Origin of the sequence: Nonomuraea sp. NPDC005650 (assembly GCF_040605375.1) — a bacterium.
Taxonomy (GTDB): domain Bacteria; phylum Actinomycetota; class Actinomycetes; order Streptosporangiales; family Streptosporangiaceae; genus Nonomuraea.
In genome coordinates this window covers 167,034-182,165 of sequence record NZ_JBEXCR010000018.1, presented here as the reverse complement: position 1 = coordinate 182,165, position 15,132 = coordinate 167,034, and the positions used below count along the sequence as shown (strand labels likewise).

Sequence of the window (15,132 nt, the reverse complement as noted above, 5' to 3'; positions counted from 1 at the left end):
TCCTTCTGGCATGCACGTGACGTCCAGCGGTAGGACACGGCACATCCTCGCCCCTTTCACCGGCGAAACCCTCGCCGAGCTGCCTCTGTCGGACGCCGACGACGTCCGCAGGGCGTACGAGAAGGCCAGGGCCGCCCAGGTCGAGTGGGCGCGCAGGCCCGCGGCGGAACGGGCGAGACCGTTCCTGCGGCTGCACGACGCGATTCTCGACCGGCGCGCAGAGATCCTCGACATCGTCCAGAACGAGACGGGCAAGGCTCGCAAGCACGCCTTCGAGGAGGTGCTCGACGTCGCGGGCTGCGCCCTCCACTACGCCCGCCGCGCGCCCGCCCTGCTCGCGCCGCGCGCCCGCAAGGGCATCTTCCCCGTCGCCACCCGGGTCGTGGAGTTGCGCCAGCCCAAGGGCGTGGTCGCGCTGATCTCCCCGTGGAACTACCCGCTCGCGCTGGGCGTCACCGACGCGGTGCCCGCGCTGCTGGCCGGCAACGCGATCGTGCACAAGCCGGACACGCAGACCGCCCTGTCCACGCTGTGGACCATCGACCTGCTGGCCGAGCTGGGCATGCCGCGCGAGATCTGGCAGGTCGTGCTCGGCGAACCGGCCGAGATCGGCGACGCGCTGCTGGACGACGCCGACTACGTGGCGTTCACGGGGTCCACGCGCGGCGGCAGGAAGATCGCCGAGGAGGCGGCCAAGCGGCTCATCGGCTGCTCGCTGGAGCTCGGCGGTAAGAACCCCATGGTGGTGCTCGACGACGCCGACCTCGACGTGGCCGTGCAGGGTGCCATCCGGGCCTGCTTCACGAACGCCGGGCAGCTCTGCCTGTCGATCGAGCGCCTCTACGTGCACGCGTCCGTTTTCGAGGCGTTCGCCGAGCGTTTCGTCGAGCAGGTCCGCGGCATGAAGCTGGGCGCGGGGCACGACTGGTCGGTGCAGATGGGCTCGCTCACCTCGCAGCGTCAGCTCGACACGGTCAGCGCGCACGTGGAGGACGCCCTGGCCAAGGGCGCGCGGCTGCTGACCGGCGGCCGGACCAGGCCCGACCTGGGCCCGCTGTTCTACGAGCCGACCGTGCTCACCGGCGTCGCCGGGGACATGGAATTGTGCCGCAACGAGACGTTCGGGCCGGTGGTCGCGCTCTCCCCGTTCAACTCCGACGACGAGGTGGTCGAGCTGGCCAACGACACCATCTACGGCCTGAACGCCTCCATCTGGACCTCCAGCCTCCCGCGCGGCCGGGCGCTCGCCGCCCGCGTCAAGGCCGGCACGGTCAACATCAACGAGGGGTACGCCTCGGCCTACGCCTCCTACGACGCTCCCATGGGCGGCATGAAGGCGTCCGGGCTGGGCCGCCGGCACGGCTCCGAGGGCCTGCTGCGCTACACCGAGTCCAAGACCGTGGCCTCGCAGGCCGGCTGGCTGGGCTTCGAGCCGCCGTTCGGGCTGCCGTACGAGAAGTGGGCCGACGCCCTGGCCGGCACGCTCAAGACGATGCGGCGGCTCCGGATGAAGTGACGTCCGCGCCACGACGGAATACGCCGCCGAGATCCTGGGGGCCGGGCCGGTCGGCTCGTGGCGAACGACGGCTTGGCCTGTGGCGGTCGGCTCGTGGCGAACGGCGCCGCCTGGCGCGTGCTGGGCTGGCAGGGTGGAGGCGTGAGTTGGAACGCGCGGGCCCTCGACGTGCTGGCGGCGGGGGAGCCCACCCCGCTGATCGACTTCCCGGTGCCGGCGCCCGGGATCAGGCTGCTGCTGAAGGACGAGTCCGCGCAGCCGACCGGGAGCCTGCGGCACCGCCATGCCAGGGCGCTGTTCCGGCAGGCCGTCCTCGACGGGCTGGTCACCGAGGGCACGACCGTCGTGGAGGCCACGGGCGGCAACGCGGCCGTCGCGCAGGCGTGGTTCGCCCGGCGGCTCGGGCTGCCGTACATCGTGGTCATGCCGGGCGAGCGGAGCCCGGCGCGGGCCCGCGCGGTGGAGGCGCTGGGCGGGGAGTGCAGGTTCGTGACGCCGCCCCTGGCGATCTATGACGCGGCGCGCGGGATCCCGGGCCATTTCCTCGACCAGTTCGGGCGGGCGGCCGAGCATGACCTGGGGGCGGAGCTGTTCGCCCAGGTGCGGCCCGACTGGGTGGTGACGGGCGCGGGCACGGGGGCCACCTCCGCCACGCTCGGGCGGTGGGCCCGCGATCATGACATTCCCTGCCGGATCGCGGTGGCAGATCCCGATAATTCGGCATATTTCCCGGGCTGGACGCTCGACGTGCCCGACTACGCGACCGGGATGCCGTCACGGATCGAGGGCATCGGGCGGCCCCGCATCGAGCCGGGGTTCCGGCCTGACCTCGTCGACCTCGTCATCCCGGTGCCCGACGCGGCGAGCGTGGCGGCGGCCCGGCACATCAGGGCGGTGACGGGGCTCGCCGTGGGCGGCTCGTCGGGCACGGCGCTCTGGGCGGCGCTGGAGCTGGTCGAGCGCATGCGGGCCAGGGGCGAGAGCGGCACCGTGGTGTCGCTGGTGGGCGATGCCGCCGACCGGCATCTGGTGACCTGCCACGACGACGCGTGGGCCGCCGCCAAGGGGCTGGACGCCGGGCAACACGCCGACGAGCTGCGGCGCCGCACCGGCGTCTGAACGGGCTCAGGTCAGGGGGTGGCTGACCCAGACGTTCGGCTCGACGTACACGGCGTAATCCTGCTCCACGTCGCAGTGCACCGAGTTGAGCGCGCCGGGCACCTCCACCGGGCCCGGGCGGTCGAAGGGCAGGTCCGTCCACTGCCGCCACTCCGCCAGCGTGCCCGCCACCACCATCGAGCGCGGCGCCACCTTGACGATCTTCGCGCCCGCCCGCACGTGCACCCGCAGCCAGGAGTCATGGGGCAGGCCGTCGGCGCGGGTCCTGAAGGCGTACTCGGTCATGGGGGTGCGCGGTTCGAGGTGCTTCCTGTTGGGCCTGACCGGCGCCACCAGCTCGCGATGGCCGAGGGCGGCGGCGCGCTCGCGCATGGCCGCGAGCATCAGGGAGGAGAGCCCCGTGCCCTGGAGGTCGCGGCGGACGGAGATCTCCAGGGCGGAGATGCCGTCGGGCTCCTCGCCGCGCTCGCGGGCCAGCCAGCCGGACCTGATCACGCCGTCCCACCCGTCGTCGGGCAGCTCGGGGCCGTCGGCGAGGAACGGGATCATGCACGCCCGCGCCGCCAGCCGCCCCGGCTCCTCGTCGGAGTCGGCCACCAGCACGTACTCGGCGTACGTCGTGGTGGCGAACGGGTAGAACAGGTCCGCGATCGGATCTTCGAGCAGGAACTCGTGCCACGTGTGGTCCATCTCGAACAGCGACGGCGCGAACTCCGGACGCTCCGCGAGCGTCGTGATCTTGAGGGCCATGGGGATCATTCTCACATTACGGCCGACCGGTACGTGCTCGAATAAATCAGGACGAATGGGGGTGCGCTAGCGTCGGCCGCATGACAGAACTTGACGCCAGGCTGCGGGCCATCACCGACCTGATCGTGGCCGAGGCGCGCGAGGGCGGCGGCAGACACGAGTACGACGGCCGGATCCAGGACCTCTCGCCTGAGGGCGTGCGGGCCGGGCTGGCGCGGCTCGGCGAGGGGCCGCTGCCCGCGGACGCGCATGACGCCGAACACCTACAGGTGTTCGAGCAGAGCATGCGCACTCAGTTCGGCGAGCTGGAGCTGCATCGAAAGAACCCGCTGATCCACCTCTCGAACCTCGACCTCGCCTGCTACGACCGCGACTACGCCCCAGAGGAGGATCGCGCGGCGGCCAAGGCGGCCCACCTCGCGCTCTGGCCCGAAGCGGTGGAGCAGGCCATCGACTCGCTCGACCAGGTCGCGGCCCCCGTCGCGCAGTCCCTGCTCGCCGCGACCAAGGGGCTGGCCGCCGGGGTCACCGACGAGGCCGCGCTCAAGGCGCACGCCCGGCTCGTGGCGCACGTCGAGCTGGCCGCGGCGGAGGGCGACCCCAACGCGGCGCTCGGCGGCGAGGCCCTGGCCAGGCTCATGGGCACGGCCGAGGGCCTGCCCGTCGACCTGGGCAGGCTCGCCGAGCGCGCCGACGCCGAGCGGGACCGGCTGATGGGGCTGCTCGCCGAGTCCTGCGCCAAGCTGGGGGAGCGGGACAAGGCGCCGCTGGACGTCGTACGGGAGCTCGTCAAGCACCATCCCGACGCCGACGGGGTCATCGAGGCGGCGCGGATCGGCACGGAGAAGGCCATCGCGTTCACCAGGGAGAAGGACCTCGTGCCCTACCACGACGGCGAGTGCCTGGTGGGGCTGGCGCCCGAGTCGCGACGCTGGGCGATGGCCATGATGGCCTGGAACTCGCCCGGCGAGCCCGAGGGCCCGTCCTGGTACTACATCACGCCGCCGGACCCGTCCTGGCCCGAGCAGGACCAGGAGGAGTGGCTGGAGGTCTTCAGCCACGCGACGCTGCCGGCGATCAACGTGCACGAGGTCGCGCCCGGGCACTTCTCGCACGCCCGCGCGCTGCGGCGGGCGAAGTCGGACGTGCGCCGGCTGCTGCAGTCCGTCGCGTTCATCGAGGGCTGGGCGCACTACGCCGAGGAACTGTGCGTGGAGGAAGGCTTCGAGCCGGACGACCCGCGGTTCGAGATCGGGGTCTGGGTGGAGGCGCTGCTCCGCGTCACCCGGCTGGCCTGCGCGATCGGCGTGCACACCGGGCAGCTGACGGTCGAGGAGGGCGCCCGGCGCTTCGAGTCCGACACGCACCTGGCCGGGCCGGCCGCGCTGTCCGAGGCCAGGCGGGCGACGTTCGACCCGACGTACGGGCGTTACACGTGGGGCAAGCTGCTCATCCTCGACCTGCGGGAGCGGGCGCGGGCGGAGTGGGGCGCGGACTTCAGCCTGCAGCGCTACCACAAGGCCCTGCTCGACCTCGGCTCGCCACCCCTGGGCCTGCTCGACCGCATCCTCTAGACCCCGGCCCCCTCTCCTCGCCGAAGGGACCTCAGCGGGACACCCTCCTCCCTGTACTCCCAAGGGACCCAGCCGGAGTACAGGGGGGCGGCATTCTCCGAGCGGTTCTCTAGGGCGGCGGCGGCCCGTCCGGTAGCGTCGATCACGAGCGAGGGGAGGATGATCCTGTGCGGGAGCTCTCCGGCAAGGTCGCCGTGGTGACCGGCGCGGCCAGCGGCATCGGGCGGGCGCTGGCGCTCAGGTTCGCGGCCGAGGGCATGACGCTGATGCTCGCCGACGTCGATCCCGGCGGCCTCGCCGAGACGGCGTACCAGGCAGGCGACGGCAAGGTGCTCACGCAGGTCACCGACGTCTCCGACGCGGCGGCCGTACGGCACCTGGCCAACCGCTGCTTCGGCGAGTTCGGCGCCGTGCACGTCCTCTGCAACAACGCCGGCGTCTTCCAGGGCGGCCGCATGTGGACCCGCGGCGAGGAGGACTTCGCCTGGCTGCTCGGCGTGAACCTGTGGGGCGTGCTGCACGGCATCCACGAGTTCGTCCCGCGCATGATCGAGCAGGACACCGAGGGGCACATCGTCAACACGGTGTCGGTGGCCGGGCTGTTCACCTCGCCGGGATCGGGCGGGTACGCGGTCACCAAATACGCCGCGATGGCCGCGTCCCAGGCCCTCGCCGAGGATCTGGCCGCCACGGGCTCCAAACTCCGCGTGACCGCGCTGTGCCCCGGCGCGGTCAGGACCCGCATCGCCGACTCCGAACGTCTCCGCCCGCCCGGCCTGGTCACCACCCCCACCCAGGACGAGGCCGACGTGCAGGCGTGGGTCGGCCGGGCGGCCCAGCGCGGCCTCGATCCGGCCGAGGTGGCCGACCTGGTCGTGGCGGCCATCCGGGAGGAGCGGTTCCTGGTGCTGACCGATCCCGGGCACGCCGCCCGGCTGCGCCTGCAGACCGAGACCTTGCTCACCGGGAACCTGCCGCCCTACCAGTGATGTTCGTGGTCCAGCATCCGCACCACCCTGCCGCTGCGCAGCCTGACCAGCAGCCGGACGTGGTCGCCAGGCAGCACGTCCCGGTAGAGGCCCTCCGTGACCAGGAACGACCTGGCCTGTTCCGAGCTGCCATCGTGCACGGCCAGGTGGTAGGCGCGCGTGCTGCCGGTCGTCTCGGGGTCCGCGTCGGCGACGGCCCAGCGTTTGACGACGTAACCGGAGACCTCCTGCCGGTTGGGGCCGGGCGCGGCGGATCCGGGCGGCTCGATCTCGACGCCGTGCCAGCCGCTGCCGGTGAAGATCCACTCCTGCTCGGGATCGGTCGGCTCGGCGTCCGGCCCGGCGACCTCCAGCCCCGCCGGTGTCAGCAGGAACCCCCGCCCCGCCATGAGCAGCCCCACCCCGGCCACGAACGACACCATCGTGGCGATCATCCCCGGCCACGACAGCCCGGCCGCGGAGACTGTGGCGTACCAGGGGATGAACAGCGCCGCGGCCATGAGCACCGGGACGATCATGGTCGGCCAGCGCCGCCGTGCCAGGCCGAGGTCGATGGCGGTCTGCCGGACCAGCGGGACCAGCGCGCCGTCCAGGTCGGACCCTTCGGGCATGACCGCCATCACGGGCACGTGCGGCTTGCCCGTCAGGCAGGCGGTCACCCGTTCCAGGACCCATCGCTCGTACGGGAGGAGCGGCTCCTGCCGCGCGGACGCCAGAGACAGGCGGTCGTCTTCGATCATCAGCCACCCGCGTGCGGCCAGCTCGAACAGCGCCGAGTGGAACACCTCCTGAACCCGCATTCCCCGTAACAGCTCGACCACGGGCGGTGGCGTCTCGTGGCGCGGCGCCCGCTGCGGGCGTTCGCGGCTGGACACCTTGAAGGCGGCGGCCAGCGTGGCGGCCCACAGGGCCCACGCCGTCGCCGGCCAGACAAGATCCATTGTTCTGTGTTAGCACGAGTACCGGTGGCAGGCCAGGCGTAATGCACAAGGCCGATAGACTGTAGTCACCGCATATCGCCTTTGGGGGGTTCTCACGGTGTCTGAATTCGACACAGTGCTCGTGGTCGACTTCGGCGCACAGTACGCGCAGCTCATCGCCAGGCGTGTGCGCGAGTGCCACGTCTACTCCGAGATCGTGCCTTCGACCATGCCGGTCGAGGAGATGATGGCCAAGCACCCCAAGGCGATCATCCTGTCCGGCGGGCCTTCCTCGGTCTACGCCGAGGGCGCGCCGCCGGTGCCGCACGGGCTGTTCGACACGGGTGTGCCCACGTTCGGCATCTGCTACGGCTTCCAGGCCATGGCGCAGGCGCTGGGCGGTGAGGTGGCCCGCACTGGCGTGGCCGAGTACGGCGGCACCGCGCTGGACGTGGTCGAGGAGGGCGTGATCTTCGCCGGTCTCCCGGCCGCCCAGACGGTCTGGATGTCCCACGGTGACAGCGTCGCCGCCGCCCCCGAGGGCTTCACGGTGACCGCCTCGACGAGCGAGACTCCGGTCGCCGCCTTCGAGCACCCCGGTCGCGGCCTCTACGGCGTGCAGTTCCACCCGGAGGTGCTCCACTCCGAGCACGGCCAGGTCGTGCTCAAGCATTTCCTCGACGCCGCCGGATGCCGCCCGGCGTGGACCATGCTGAACATCGTCGAAGACTCCATCGCCGCCGTGCGCCGCCAGGTCGGCGACGGCCGGGCGATCTGCGCGCTGTCCGGCGGAGTCGACTCCGCGGTGGCCGCCGCGATCGTCCAGCGCGCCATCGGCGAGCGGCTGACCTGCGTCTTCGTCGACCATGGTCTGCTGCGCAAGGGCGAGGCCGAGCAGGTCGAGCGTGACTTCGTGGCCGCCACGGGCGTGAAACTGCGCGTGGTCGACGCCTCCGACCGCTTCCTGAAGGCGCTGGAGGGCGTCTCCGACCCGGAGGAGAAGCGGAAGATCATCGGCCGCGAGTTCATCCGCGTCTTCGAGGACGAGCAGCGCGCGATCATGGCCGACGGGCCGGTGGAGTTCCTGGTCCAGGGCACGCTCTACCCCGACGTGGTGGAGTCGGGCGGCGGCACCGGCACCGCCAACATCAAGTCCCACCACAATGTCGGCGGCCTGCCCGAAGACCTCCAGTTCAAGCTGGTCGAGCCCCTGCGCGCGCTCTTCAAGGACGAGGTCCGCCGGGCGGGCGAGGAGCTGGGGCTCCCCTCCGCCATGGTGTGGCGCCAGCCCTTCCCCGGCCCCGGCCTCGGCATCCGCATCGTGGGCGAGGTCACCCGCGAGCGCCTTGACCTGCTGCGCGAGGCCGACGCGATCGCCCGCGAGGAGCTGTCCCGCGCCGGCCTCGACCGGCAGATCTGGCAGTGCCCGGTGGTGCTGCTGGCCGACGTCCGCTCGGTGGGGGTGCAGGGCGACGGGCGCACGTACGGGCATCCGGTGGTGCTGCGGCCGGTGACGTCCGAGGACGCGATGACTGCGGACTGGTCGCGGGTGCCTTACGACGTGCTGTCGCGCATCTCCACGCGGATCACGAACGAGGTTCGGGAAGTCAACCGGGTGGTGCTCGACGTGACGAGCAAGCCCCCGGGCACCATCGAGTGGGAGTAGTTCTTCGCTAGCGGGGGCGGGTCCGGGCGGGGGCCGGGGGCGGGGTAGGCCGCTCGGGGTTCAGGCGGCGATCGGGGCGAGGGTGTCGACGGGGGAGCCGGTCTCGGCGTGGGCGAACGCCGGCAGCTCGAACCAGATGGCCTTGCCACGATCCGTACGGACGCCGCCCCAGCAGCAGGAGAGCATGTCGACGAGGAACAGCCCGCGGCCGCGCTCGGCGTCGGCGTCGACGACGCGCATCCGGGGCAGCTCGGGGTTCTCGTCCTCGATCTCGCCGCGCAGCAGGCCATCCTCGGCGGAGAAGCTGAGGCGGACCCGCCCGTACGCGTGACCGAGCGCGTTGCCGGCCAGCTCGCTGACGAGCAGTTCGGCGACTTCCACCTGGTCGTCGAAGCCCCAGTCGGTGAGCTTCTCACGGGTCAGCCGGCGGGCCTCGCCCACCGAGCCGAGGTCAGGCGAGAGCCACCACGAGACCGTGCGGCGCGTCGTGTGGCGGCCGGTCACCGCCTTCAAGATGTCGCTCATCGAAAGCCTGTTCATGTCCTGTCGTGGGTGGCAGCTGGGTGAGCCTGGGTTGCTCACACCATCGAGACTGCCTCAGTGAGGTACCTCAAGAAGAGGTGAGAACTCCCCATATAGGTACCTATTCCACCTATGTAGTTGCTGCACGGCAGGGACTGTGGGTGCCTGCTGATGCCCGAGGTGCCGGTGAGGCGACTCGGCTCGACACCCTTGACCGGGCAGCGGCGCGCGCTCGGCACCGGATCGTCGGCCTGCGGGCTGAGCCGGACCGGCAGCAGGTGAATGCGTAATGGAGCGCAGGACGGGCCTGGTAAATACATCAGTCAATGGAAAATTTCATGTATTTGTGGCGGCTTGTCGGTACGTAGCGGCATTGAGGGGGGTCCTGTAGCAGCGGTGCCCTCTCGACCGCTACGGTATGGGGCTGATCGTCGCTCTTGGGGCCCTTGGGACGGAGTTAATCCGCACTGCTCCCGAGCGAAAATGATCATGTCATTCCCCGTACTCGTCATACAGGCATGGATTCCGATTTATCATGACTTATCAGTCTTATCCCTTAGATCAGCCGCTTCCTGCCGGTCCGGCCCAGCCGCCGGCGCCGCAGACCGCGTACCCCCAGGAGCCCCCGGCCGAGGCCGCGAAGGCCGCGGCAGCGGGCGAGGAGGACAAAGGCGGCGTCCTGGACGTCCTCGAGAAGATCGGCTCGGTGGTGGTCCCGGCCGGTGTCACGCTGTACGCGCTGCTCTACATGGGCTTCAAGGAGATGTATGGCGTCTTCGGCATCACGCCCGAGCAGGCCGGCATGGACCAGTCCGTGCTCTTCGGGCGGCTCCTGGGCACCCTGCTGCCGCTGACGCTGATCACCGCCTCGGGCATCGGCCTGCTCATCGGGGTGGGCTGGCTGCTCAACGTCATCACCCGCGGCTGGGCCGGGCGCGTGTTCCAGGCCGTCCGGAAGCGTCCCTGGATCGTCGCCCTGATCGCCGCGATCTGGGCCGGCCTGTCCTACCTGGGCTTCCTCACGTACGTGTACACCGCGCTGGAGGAGCCCTTGGGCGGCGGTGAGGTCGTCTTCGTGATCCTGCTGGGCTTCCTGTCCTACGTGGTGCCGTTCCGGCTGCTGCGCCGCAAATCAATCGGCCGCGCGGGGATGAAAGTCCTGATCGGCGCCTTCACGGGGGTCGGGCTGGGATACCTGCTCATCATCCAGATGGTCTTCGGCGCCGCGGAGGTGCAGAAGTCCGGGCAGGCCAACCTGCTGCTCGACAGCCTCGGCTTCCAGGACCAGTGGGCCACGCTCCAGGACAGCAGCGGCAAGACGCTCTACGACGGGCGCTGGATGATGCTGCTGGGCGAGTTCGAGGGCGGGTACGCCTTCTACGACTGCGACAAGCAGATGACCTTCCGCAAGTTCTCGGAGAGCACGATCCTGATCGACATCCAGCTCGATCCCGAGCGGGAGAAGGGCTTCACCTGCGGCAGCCTCGCCGAGAAGGACAAGCAGGGCGGCTGACCGGGCCTAGTGGGGTCCGGGTGGCGGGTCGTCCGCGTGCTCGCCGATCAAGGGGACGAAGCGGGCGGGTGTCAGCGGACGCACCTGCACCAGGCGGCCGTGTCGTTTGCCGAAGAGCACGACGGTCTCGTCCAGCTCCTCGTGGATCGGCATGACCAGCCGTCCGCCCTCGGTCAGTTGCTCGATGAGCGGGGCGGGCACCCTCCGGGCCGTGGCGGACACCACGATGGCGTCGAAGGGCGCGTGTTCCGGCAGGCCGGCGGTGCCGTCGCCGACCGTCACCTCGGCGTTGGCGACCCCGGTCGCGCCGAGGTTGGCCCGCGCATGCCGGGCCAGGTCGGCGTGGCGCTCCATCGAATACACCTGGCGGGCCAGGCGGGCCAGCAGGGCGGTCTGGTAGCCGTACCCGGTGCCGATCTCCAGGACCGTCTCCGTGCCCGACAGTCGCAGCGCGTCGATCATCTGTGCGATCAGGGACGGCTGCGAGGTGGGCTGGCCGTGACCGATCGGGATCGGCTCGTCGAAAGGGGCGCGGATGGCGTAGCGCGGCGGCACGAACCGGTCGCGCGGTGTGGTGGCGAGGGCCGCCAGCAGCCGTGGATCTTCCACCCCGGCCCACTGGGCGGCCGTCACCAGTGTGTCGTACCGCATCGGCGATCACCGGTCACGGGTTCCCGCCGGTGCGCTGCTCCGAGCCATGCCCACCTGCTTCCCCACAGGTCGGGCTCGAAGCCGCGGGCACCACACCCTCCGCGGGTGTGGTGCCCGGCTGTTCAGCAGTTCTTTCCGCTGTTGACGCAGTTGACGACGGTGTTCATGAGCTTCTGCGACATCACGCCGATGGCGCCGGCGTGGTCGGTGCTCGGGTCGTTCTGCTCGCTCGGGAACCCGTCCACCGCGAAGGGGGTGTCTCCCGAGTTGGGCACGTCGTCGTAGGTCAGCGTCATCCGGAGCTGTGGCACGGCTTCGGTGCCGCTGGGGCAGGCGCCGCTCTCGTCAGGGAAGACGAGGTGGGTGCGGTGGTCGGCGCTGTCGAGGTTCTGGCCGTCCCAGCAGCTGGGCATGTCGAAGACGCGGACCAGGTCGCTGCCGGAGGGGCAGAGCGGGTACTTGTCGGTCACCCGGTCCGTGAAGCCCGTGCAGGTGAACGTCGGCCGGGCGTTGTCAGCGCCGTTGGTGACAGCCCGGGCGTCGCCGGAGAGCATCCTGAGGAACCGCGGAGCCGCCGTCACCTCCGAGGTGGGATTGCCGCGGTATTCGAGCTTCACCGACGTCGGCTGTACGGGGGTGCCGGCGTTGTTCGTGCCACTGTCGGTGCCACTGTTCGTGTCGCTGTTCGTGTCGGCCCCAGTGGCGGATGGGGAGGCGGATACGTCGTCGGACGGGGCGTCGGATGCGTAATCGGATTGGGCGTCGGACGCGTAGTCCGACGGGGCGTCGGATTGGGCGTCGGACGGTGCGTCGGACGCGGTGGCGGATTTGTCGACGGACGGGGTGGCTGACGCGGTGGCGGATTTGTCGTTGGACGGGGTGGCTGATGGGGTGGCGGATGCGTCGTCGGATCCGCGTACGCGCAGGGTCGGCCAGAAGTAGGCGGACCGGTCGGCACTGGCGCGGCAGGTGGTGTCCGCGGCGGCCAGGCTCTCGTTGGTCGAGAACGCGTCCGTGGACATGTTGCCCACGTAGTCCAGCGTGAGCTGGGCCCCGTCCGACATGCCCGGGGCGAGGATGAGGTTGTCGGTGTTGGAGTGGCCGTCGCGGTTCGTGCCGCATCGGGAGGCGTACGTGCCCGTTGAGGCGTCCGCACCCTGCTGCGGCTGCTTTGCCTTGGGCACGTCGCGGATGTCGACGTAGTCGTCGGCCGACAGCCCGGCGTCCGCCGAGTTCTGGGCGGAGTCGCCGAGCGAGCAGGTGGCGAGTTTGTCGAGGCCGGTGGGGCGTTCTGCGACGCGTCCGATGGCTATGGCGATGCGGTCGAGGGCGGCGGCGCGTTTGTCGGCCAGGGGGCCGAGGATGGCGTTCTGGACGAAGTTGGGGCCGCCTTGTCCTGTTGAGGTGGCGAGTCGGTTGTTGGCCTCCTGGAGTTGTTTGTCGAGTTGGGCGAGGTTGCGGTCGACTTCGGCTTTGGCGGCGGCCGGGATCTCGGGCAGTTGGTCGGCCACGCCCGGGCAGACGATGGTCTGCGCCGCCGGATCCCCGGTCTGGCCGCCGCCGGGGTCAGGCGTGGCGGAGCCGGTTTCTGGAGGTGGGGTGTTCTGCTCGGGCGGGGCGGTCTGGTCCGGTGCCGAGGTGGCCTGGTCGGATGGGGTGGCCTGGTCCGGCGGGGCGGTGGAGTCGCCGAGCGAGCAGGTGGCGAGTTTGTCGAGGCCGGTGGGGCGTTCTGCGACGCGTCCGATGGCTATGGCGATGCGGTCGAGGGCGGCGGCGCGTTTGTCGGCCAGGGGGCCGAGGATGGCGTTCTGGACGAAGTTGGGGCCGCCTTGTCCTGTTGAGGTGGCGAGTCGGTTGTTGGCCTCCTGGAGTTGTTTGTCGAGTTGGGCGAGGTTGCGGTCGACTTCGGCTTTGGCGGCGGCCGGGATGTCAGGCAGTTGGTCGGCCACGCTCGGGCAGACGATGCCCTCGCTCGCGGCCGTACTGAGATAAATGTCCACGGCCCCGGTCTGCGTGTACGGCGGGGAGCCCGACAGGACGAGCGCGACGCTGCCGCTCAGGCAGACCGCCCCCAACCACGGCCTGAATCTTCTTCCCCCCGATGGACTCCACATGCGACCACTCCCTCCGGTTTCGTGACGTGGGCAAGGAAAGTCCGATCTTCGAGAGGTACGGGGGTCCTTGCGGGAGGGTTCACCGGCTGAGGGCGGAGCGGGCGCCTAAACCGCTTCCTACCAGCGCGAATGCGTATTTATACACATTCGCGGATTGAACCCGGCGCGAGACGCGGGTCGTACAACCGGGCGTCGAACACCAACTGAAAGGGTCAATCATGACGAAGCGCATCCTCACCGCCTCCGGCCTCGCGCTCGCCACCGCGCTGATCGCCGCCTCCGTCAACCCGGCCACGGCACAGGCCGACACGCAGTCGAGCACGGACGTCTATCTGGCCGCGACGCTGCTGGGCAAGAACGAAGTGCCCGCCCCGGGCGCGAAGGTGGGTGACCGGAACGGCAGCGCGATCGCCGTGTTCCGCATCCACGGGCAGCAGGTCGACTACGCGATCCGGTGGCAGAAGGTGGCCGCTCCGACCGCGTTCCACATCCACCAGGGCAAGGCCGGCAAGAACGGCGACGTCAAGATCCCGTTCTTCGGCGCGGCGCTGCCCGCGTCGCTCAGCGCCGTCAAGGGCACCGTCACGGTCAAGGACTCGGGCCTGCTCGCCAGGATCGCGAACAACCCGAAGGGCTGGTACGCCAACCTGCACACGGGCGAGTTCCCCGGCGGCGCCGTCCGCGCCCAGCTGCACCGGGTCCGCCCCGTGTCCCTTGAGTCGGTGCTGGCCGCCGGCTCGTCGCACCACACGCTCACCGCGTCGGCCGACGGCCGCCAGGAGGTGCCCGCGCCCGGTACGAAGGTCGGCGACAAGGACGGGCGGGCCGCGTGGCTCGTCTGGGTGAACGGCACCAAGGTCCACTTCGCCACCGCCTGGAAACGCATCGCCCCTCCGACGAACGGCCACGTCCACCGAGGCGTGAAGGGCAAGAACGGCCCCGTGGTGGTGGACTTCTTCGCCGCCGCGAACGGGCTGCCGGCCGGCGTCAACGGCATCGCCGGCACCGGCACCGCCTCGCCCAAGGTCGCCGCCGGCATCAAGCGCAACCCCAAGGGCTGGTACGTCAACCTGCACACCGCGGAGTTCCCCGGCGGCGCGGTGCGCGGCCAGCTCCACAACGGCGGCTGGTAGCCCGGAGCACACGAACGCGCCGCGCGGGATCCCGCCCGCGCGGCGTTCGCGTGTTCCGGTTCAGGCGGTGACCAGCGCCACCAGGACGAGGATCGAGCCGGCCATCACCACCGTGTGCCGGACGTTCTGGAGACCCGGCATCACCCAGCCCGGGAAGGCGCTCTCGGCCGCCTTCAACAGCGCCCGCACGTCGACGCGCTGGAGCATCGGGTCGCCCTTGCGCTCGAAGGCCTTCTTCACGGACGTGGCGGCGGTCAGCTGGCTGTAGAGGATGAGGACGTTGCCGACGAGGACGAGCGGCTGGAAGATCCAGGACAGGACCTGCCCCCAGTGGTTCCCCGCCAGGTTGAGCACGGCCAGGACCGTCATGATCAGCGCGACCGTGGCGGGGACGATGGTCTCGTGGCCGCTGGCGTCGAAGCTGAGGTTGTTCTCCTTCAGTACGCGGGTGGGGACGCCCTGACGCTCCAGCTCCCGCTCCGCGGCGACCCCTGCCTCGCGGCCGTAGCGGTGGCGTACGAGGGGGATGCTCACGAAGCCCAAAGCGATGAGCAACTGGAGGGCGGCGGCGAAGGTCATCATGGCGGGGGCTCCTCTTCGGGGGGAAGTGCTGCTTTCTCGACGAGGAAGACGATGCCGACCGCCGCTGCTCCCGCACTGACCGC

General features: G+C 70.7%; 13 protein-coding genes. 7 read left to right on the top strand and 6 right to left on the bottom strand.

The window, feature by feature from the left end:
• The first annotated feature begins 10 nt into the window (after positions 1-10).
• Positions 11-1,516 carry a succinic semialdehyde dehydrogenase gene (locus tag ABZS69_RS30205; RefSeq protein WP_355378510.1) on the top strand — a complete coding sequence of 502 codons (1,506 nt, stop codon included), beginning with the start codon at positions 11-13 and terminating at the stop codon, positions 1,514-1,516.
• A gap of 141 nt (positions 1,517-1,657) precedes the next feature.
• Positions 1,658-2,635, top strand: coding sequence for a pyridoxal-phosphate dependent enzyme (locus ABZS69_RS30200; protein WP_355378508.1), 978 nt, complete (start codon positions 1,658-1,660; stop codon positions 2,633-2,635).
• 6 nt (positions 2,636-2,641) lie between these two features.
• Here the strand turns inward: ABZS69_RS30200 and ABZS69_RS30195 are convergent, their stop codons facing one another.
• On the bottom strand, positions 2,642-3,385 hold the full coding sequence (locus tag ABZS69_RS30195; protein ID WP_355378506.1) for an N-acetyltransferase: 744 nt from the start codon (positions 3,383-3,385) through the stop codon (positions 2,642-2,644).
• Between the two features lie 80 nt (positions 3,386-3,465).
• Here ABZS69_RS30195 and ABZS69_RS30190 point away from each other — a divergent pair, with 80 nt between their 5' ends.
• A complete protein-coding gene (locus ABZS69_RS30190) occupies positions 3,466-4,959 on the top strand; it encodes a DUF885 family protein (protein ID WP_355378504.1) in 1,494 nt (497 codons plus the stop codon).
• Between the two features lie 167 nt (positions 4,960-5,126).
• A complete protein-coding gene (locus tag ABZS69_RS30185) occupies positions 5,127-5,948 on the top strand; it encodes an SDR family NAD(P)-dependent oxidoreductase (RefSeq protein ID WP_355378502.1) in 822 nt (273 codons plus the stop codon).
• Here ABZS69_RS30185 and ABZS69_RS30180 read toward each other — a convergent pair.
• Positions 5,939-6,889: a hypothetical protein gene (locus ABZS69_RS30180; RefSeq protein WP_355378501.1), complete on the bottom strand. Its 951-nt coding sequence runs from the start codon at positions 6,887-6,889 to the stop codon at positions 5,939-5,941. The genes ABZS69_RS30185 and ABZS69_RS30180 overlap by 10 nt on opposite strands.
• 97 nt (positions 6,890-6,986) lie before the next feature.
• Between ABZS69_RS30180 and guaA the strand changes: the two genes are divergently transcribed.
• Complete coding sequence (guaA, locus tag ABZS69_RS30175) at positions 6,987-8,534, top strand: glutamine-hydrolyzing GMP synthase (RefSeq protein ID WP_355378499.1); 1,548 nt, start codon at positions 6,987-6,989, stop codon at positions 8,532-8,534.
• 60 nt (positions 8,535-8,594) lie between these two features.
• Here the strand turns inward: guaA and ABZS69_RS30170 are convergent, their stop codons facing one another.
• Positions 8,595-9,059 (bottom strand): ATP-binding protein, encoded by a 465-nt coding sequence (locus ABZS69_RS30170; protein ID WP_355378498.1) that lies wholly within the window; start codon positions 9,057-9,059, stop codon positions 8,595-8,597.
• Positions 9,060-9,591: 532 nt separating this feature from the next.
• Here ABZS69_RS30170 and ABZS69_RS30165 point away from each other — a divergent pair.
• Positions 9,592-10,569 (top strand): hypothetical protein, encoded by a 978-nt coding sequence (locus ABZS69_RS30165; RefSeq protein WP_355378496.1) that lies wholly within the window; start codon positions 9,592-9,594, stop codon positions 10,567-10,569.
• Positions 10,570-10,575: 6 nt separating this feature from the next.
• Here ABZS69_RS30165 and ABZS69_RS30160 read toward each other — a convergent pair whose 3' ends face one another.
• Entirely contained in the window at positions 10,576-11,220 is a 645-nt protein-coding gene (locus ABZS69_RS30160) for a protein-L-isoaspartate(D-aspartate) O-methyltransferase (RefSeq protein ID WP_355378495.1), read from the bottom strand.
• A 122-nt stretch (positions 11,221-11,342) separates the two neighbouring features.
• Positions 11,343-13,334, bottom strand: a complete 1,992-nt coding sequence (locus ABZS69_RS30155) for a DUF1996 domain-containing protein (RefSeq protein WP_355378493.1) — start codon at positions 13,332-13,334, stop codon at positions 11,343-11,345.
• Positions 13,335-13,552: 218 nt separating this feature from the next.
• Between ABZS69_RS30155 and ABZS69_RS30150 the strand changes: the two genes are divergently transcribed.
• Complete coding sequence (locus ABZS69_RS30150; RefSeq protein ID WP_355378492.1) at positions 13,553-14,467, top strand: CHRD domain-containing protein; 915 nt, start codon at positions 13,553-13,555, stop codon at positions 14,465-14,467.
• Positions 14,468-14,527: 60 nt separating this feature from the next.
• On the opposite strand, the gene ABZS69_RS30145 is transcribed toward ABZS69_RS30150, so the two are convergent.
• Positions 14,528-15,049, bottom strand: a complete 522-nt coding sequence (locus tag ABZS69_RS30145; RefSeq protein WP_355378490.1) for a hypothetical protein — start codon at positions 15,047-15,049, stop codon at positions 14,528-14,530.
• Positions 15,050-15,132 lie beyond the last annotated feature (83 nt).

Coding starts and splice junctions, on each gene's coding strand:
- ABZS69_RS30190 (WP_355378504.1), top strand. CDS start 3,466: ATGACAGAACTTGACGCCAGGCTGCGGGCCATCACCGACCTGATCGTG.
- ABZS69_RS30165 (WP_355378496.1), top strand. CDS start 9,592: ATGACTTATCAGTCTTATCCCTTAGATCAGCCGCTTCCTGCCGGTCCG.
- ABZS69_RS30150 (WP_355378492.1), top strand. CDS start 13,553: ATGACGAAGCGCATCCTCACCGCCTCCGGCCTCGCGCTCGCCACCGCG.
- ABZS69_RS30195 (WP_355378506.1), bottom strand. CDS start 3,385: ATGGCCCTCAAGATCACGACGCTCGCGGAGCGTCCGGAGTTCGCGCCG.
- ABZS69_RS30170 (WP_355378498.1), bottom strand. CDS start 9,059: ATGAGCGACATCTTGAAGGCGGTGACCGGCCGCCACACGACGCGCCGC.
- ABZS69_RS30145 (WP_355378490.1), bottom strand. CDS start 15,049: ATGATGACCTTCGCCGCCGCCCTCCAGTTGCTCATCGCTTTGGGCTTC.
- ABZS69_RS30180 (WP_355378501.1), bottom strand. CDS start 6,889: ATGGATCTTGTCTGGCCGGCGACGGCGTGGGCCCTGTGGGCCGCCACG.
- ABZS69_RS30160 (WP_355378495.1), bottom strand. CDS start 11,220: ATGCGGTACGACACACTGGTGACGGCCGCCCAGTGGGCCGGGGTGGAA.
- ABZS69_RS30205 (WP_355378510.1), top strand. CDS start 11: ATGCACGTGACGTCCAGCGGTAGGACACGGCACATCCTCGCCCCTTTC.
- ABZS69_RS30155 (WP_355378493.1), bottom strand. CDS start 13,334: ATGTGGAGTCCATCGGGGGGAAGAAGATTCAGGCCGTGGTTGGGGGCG.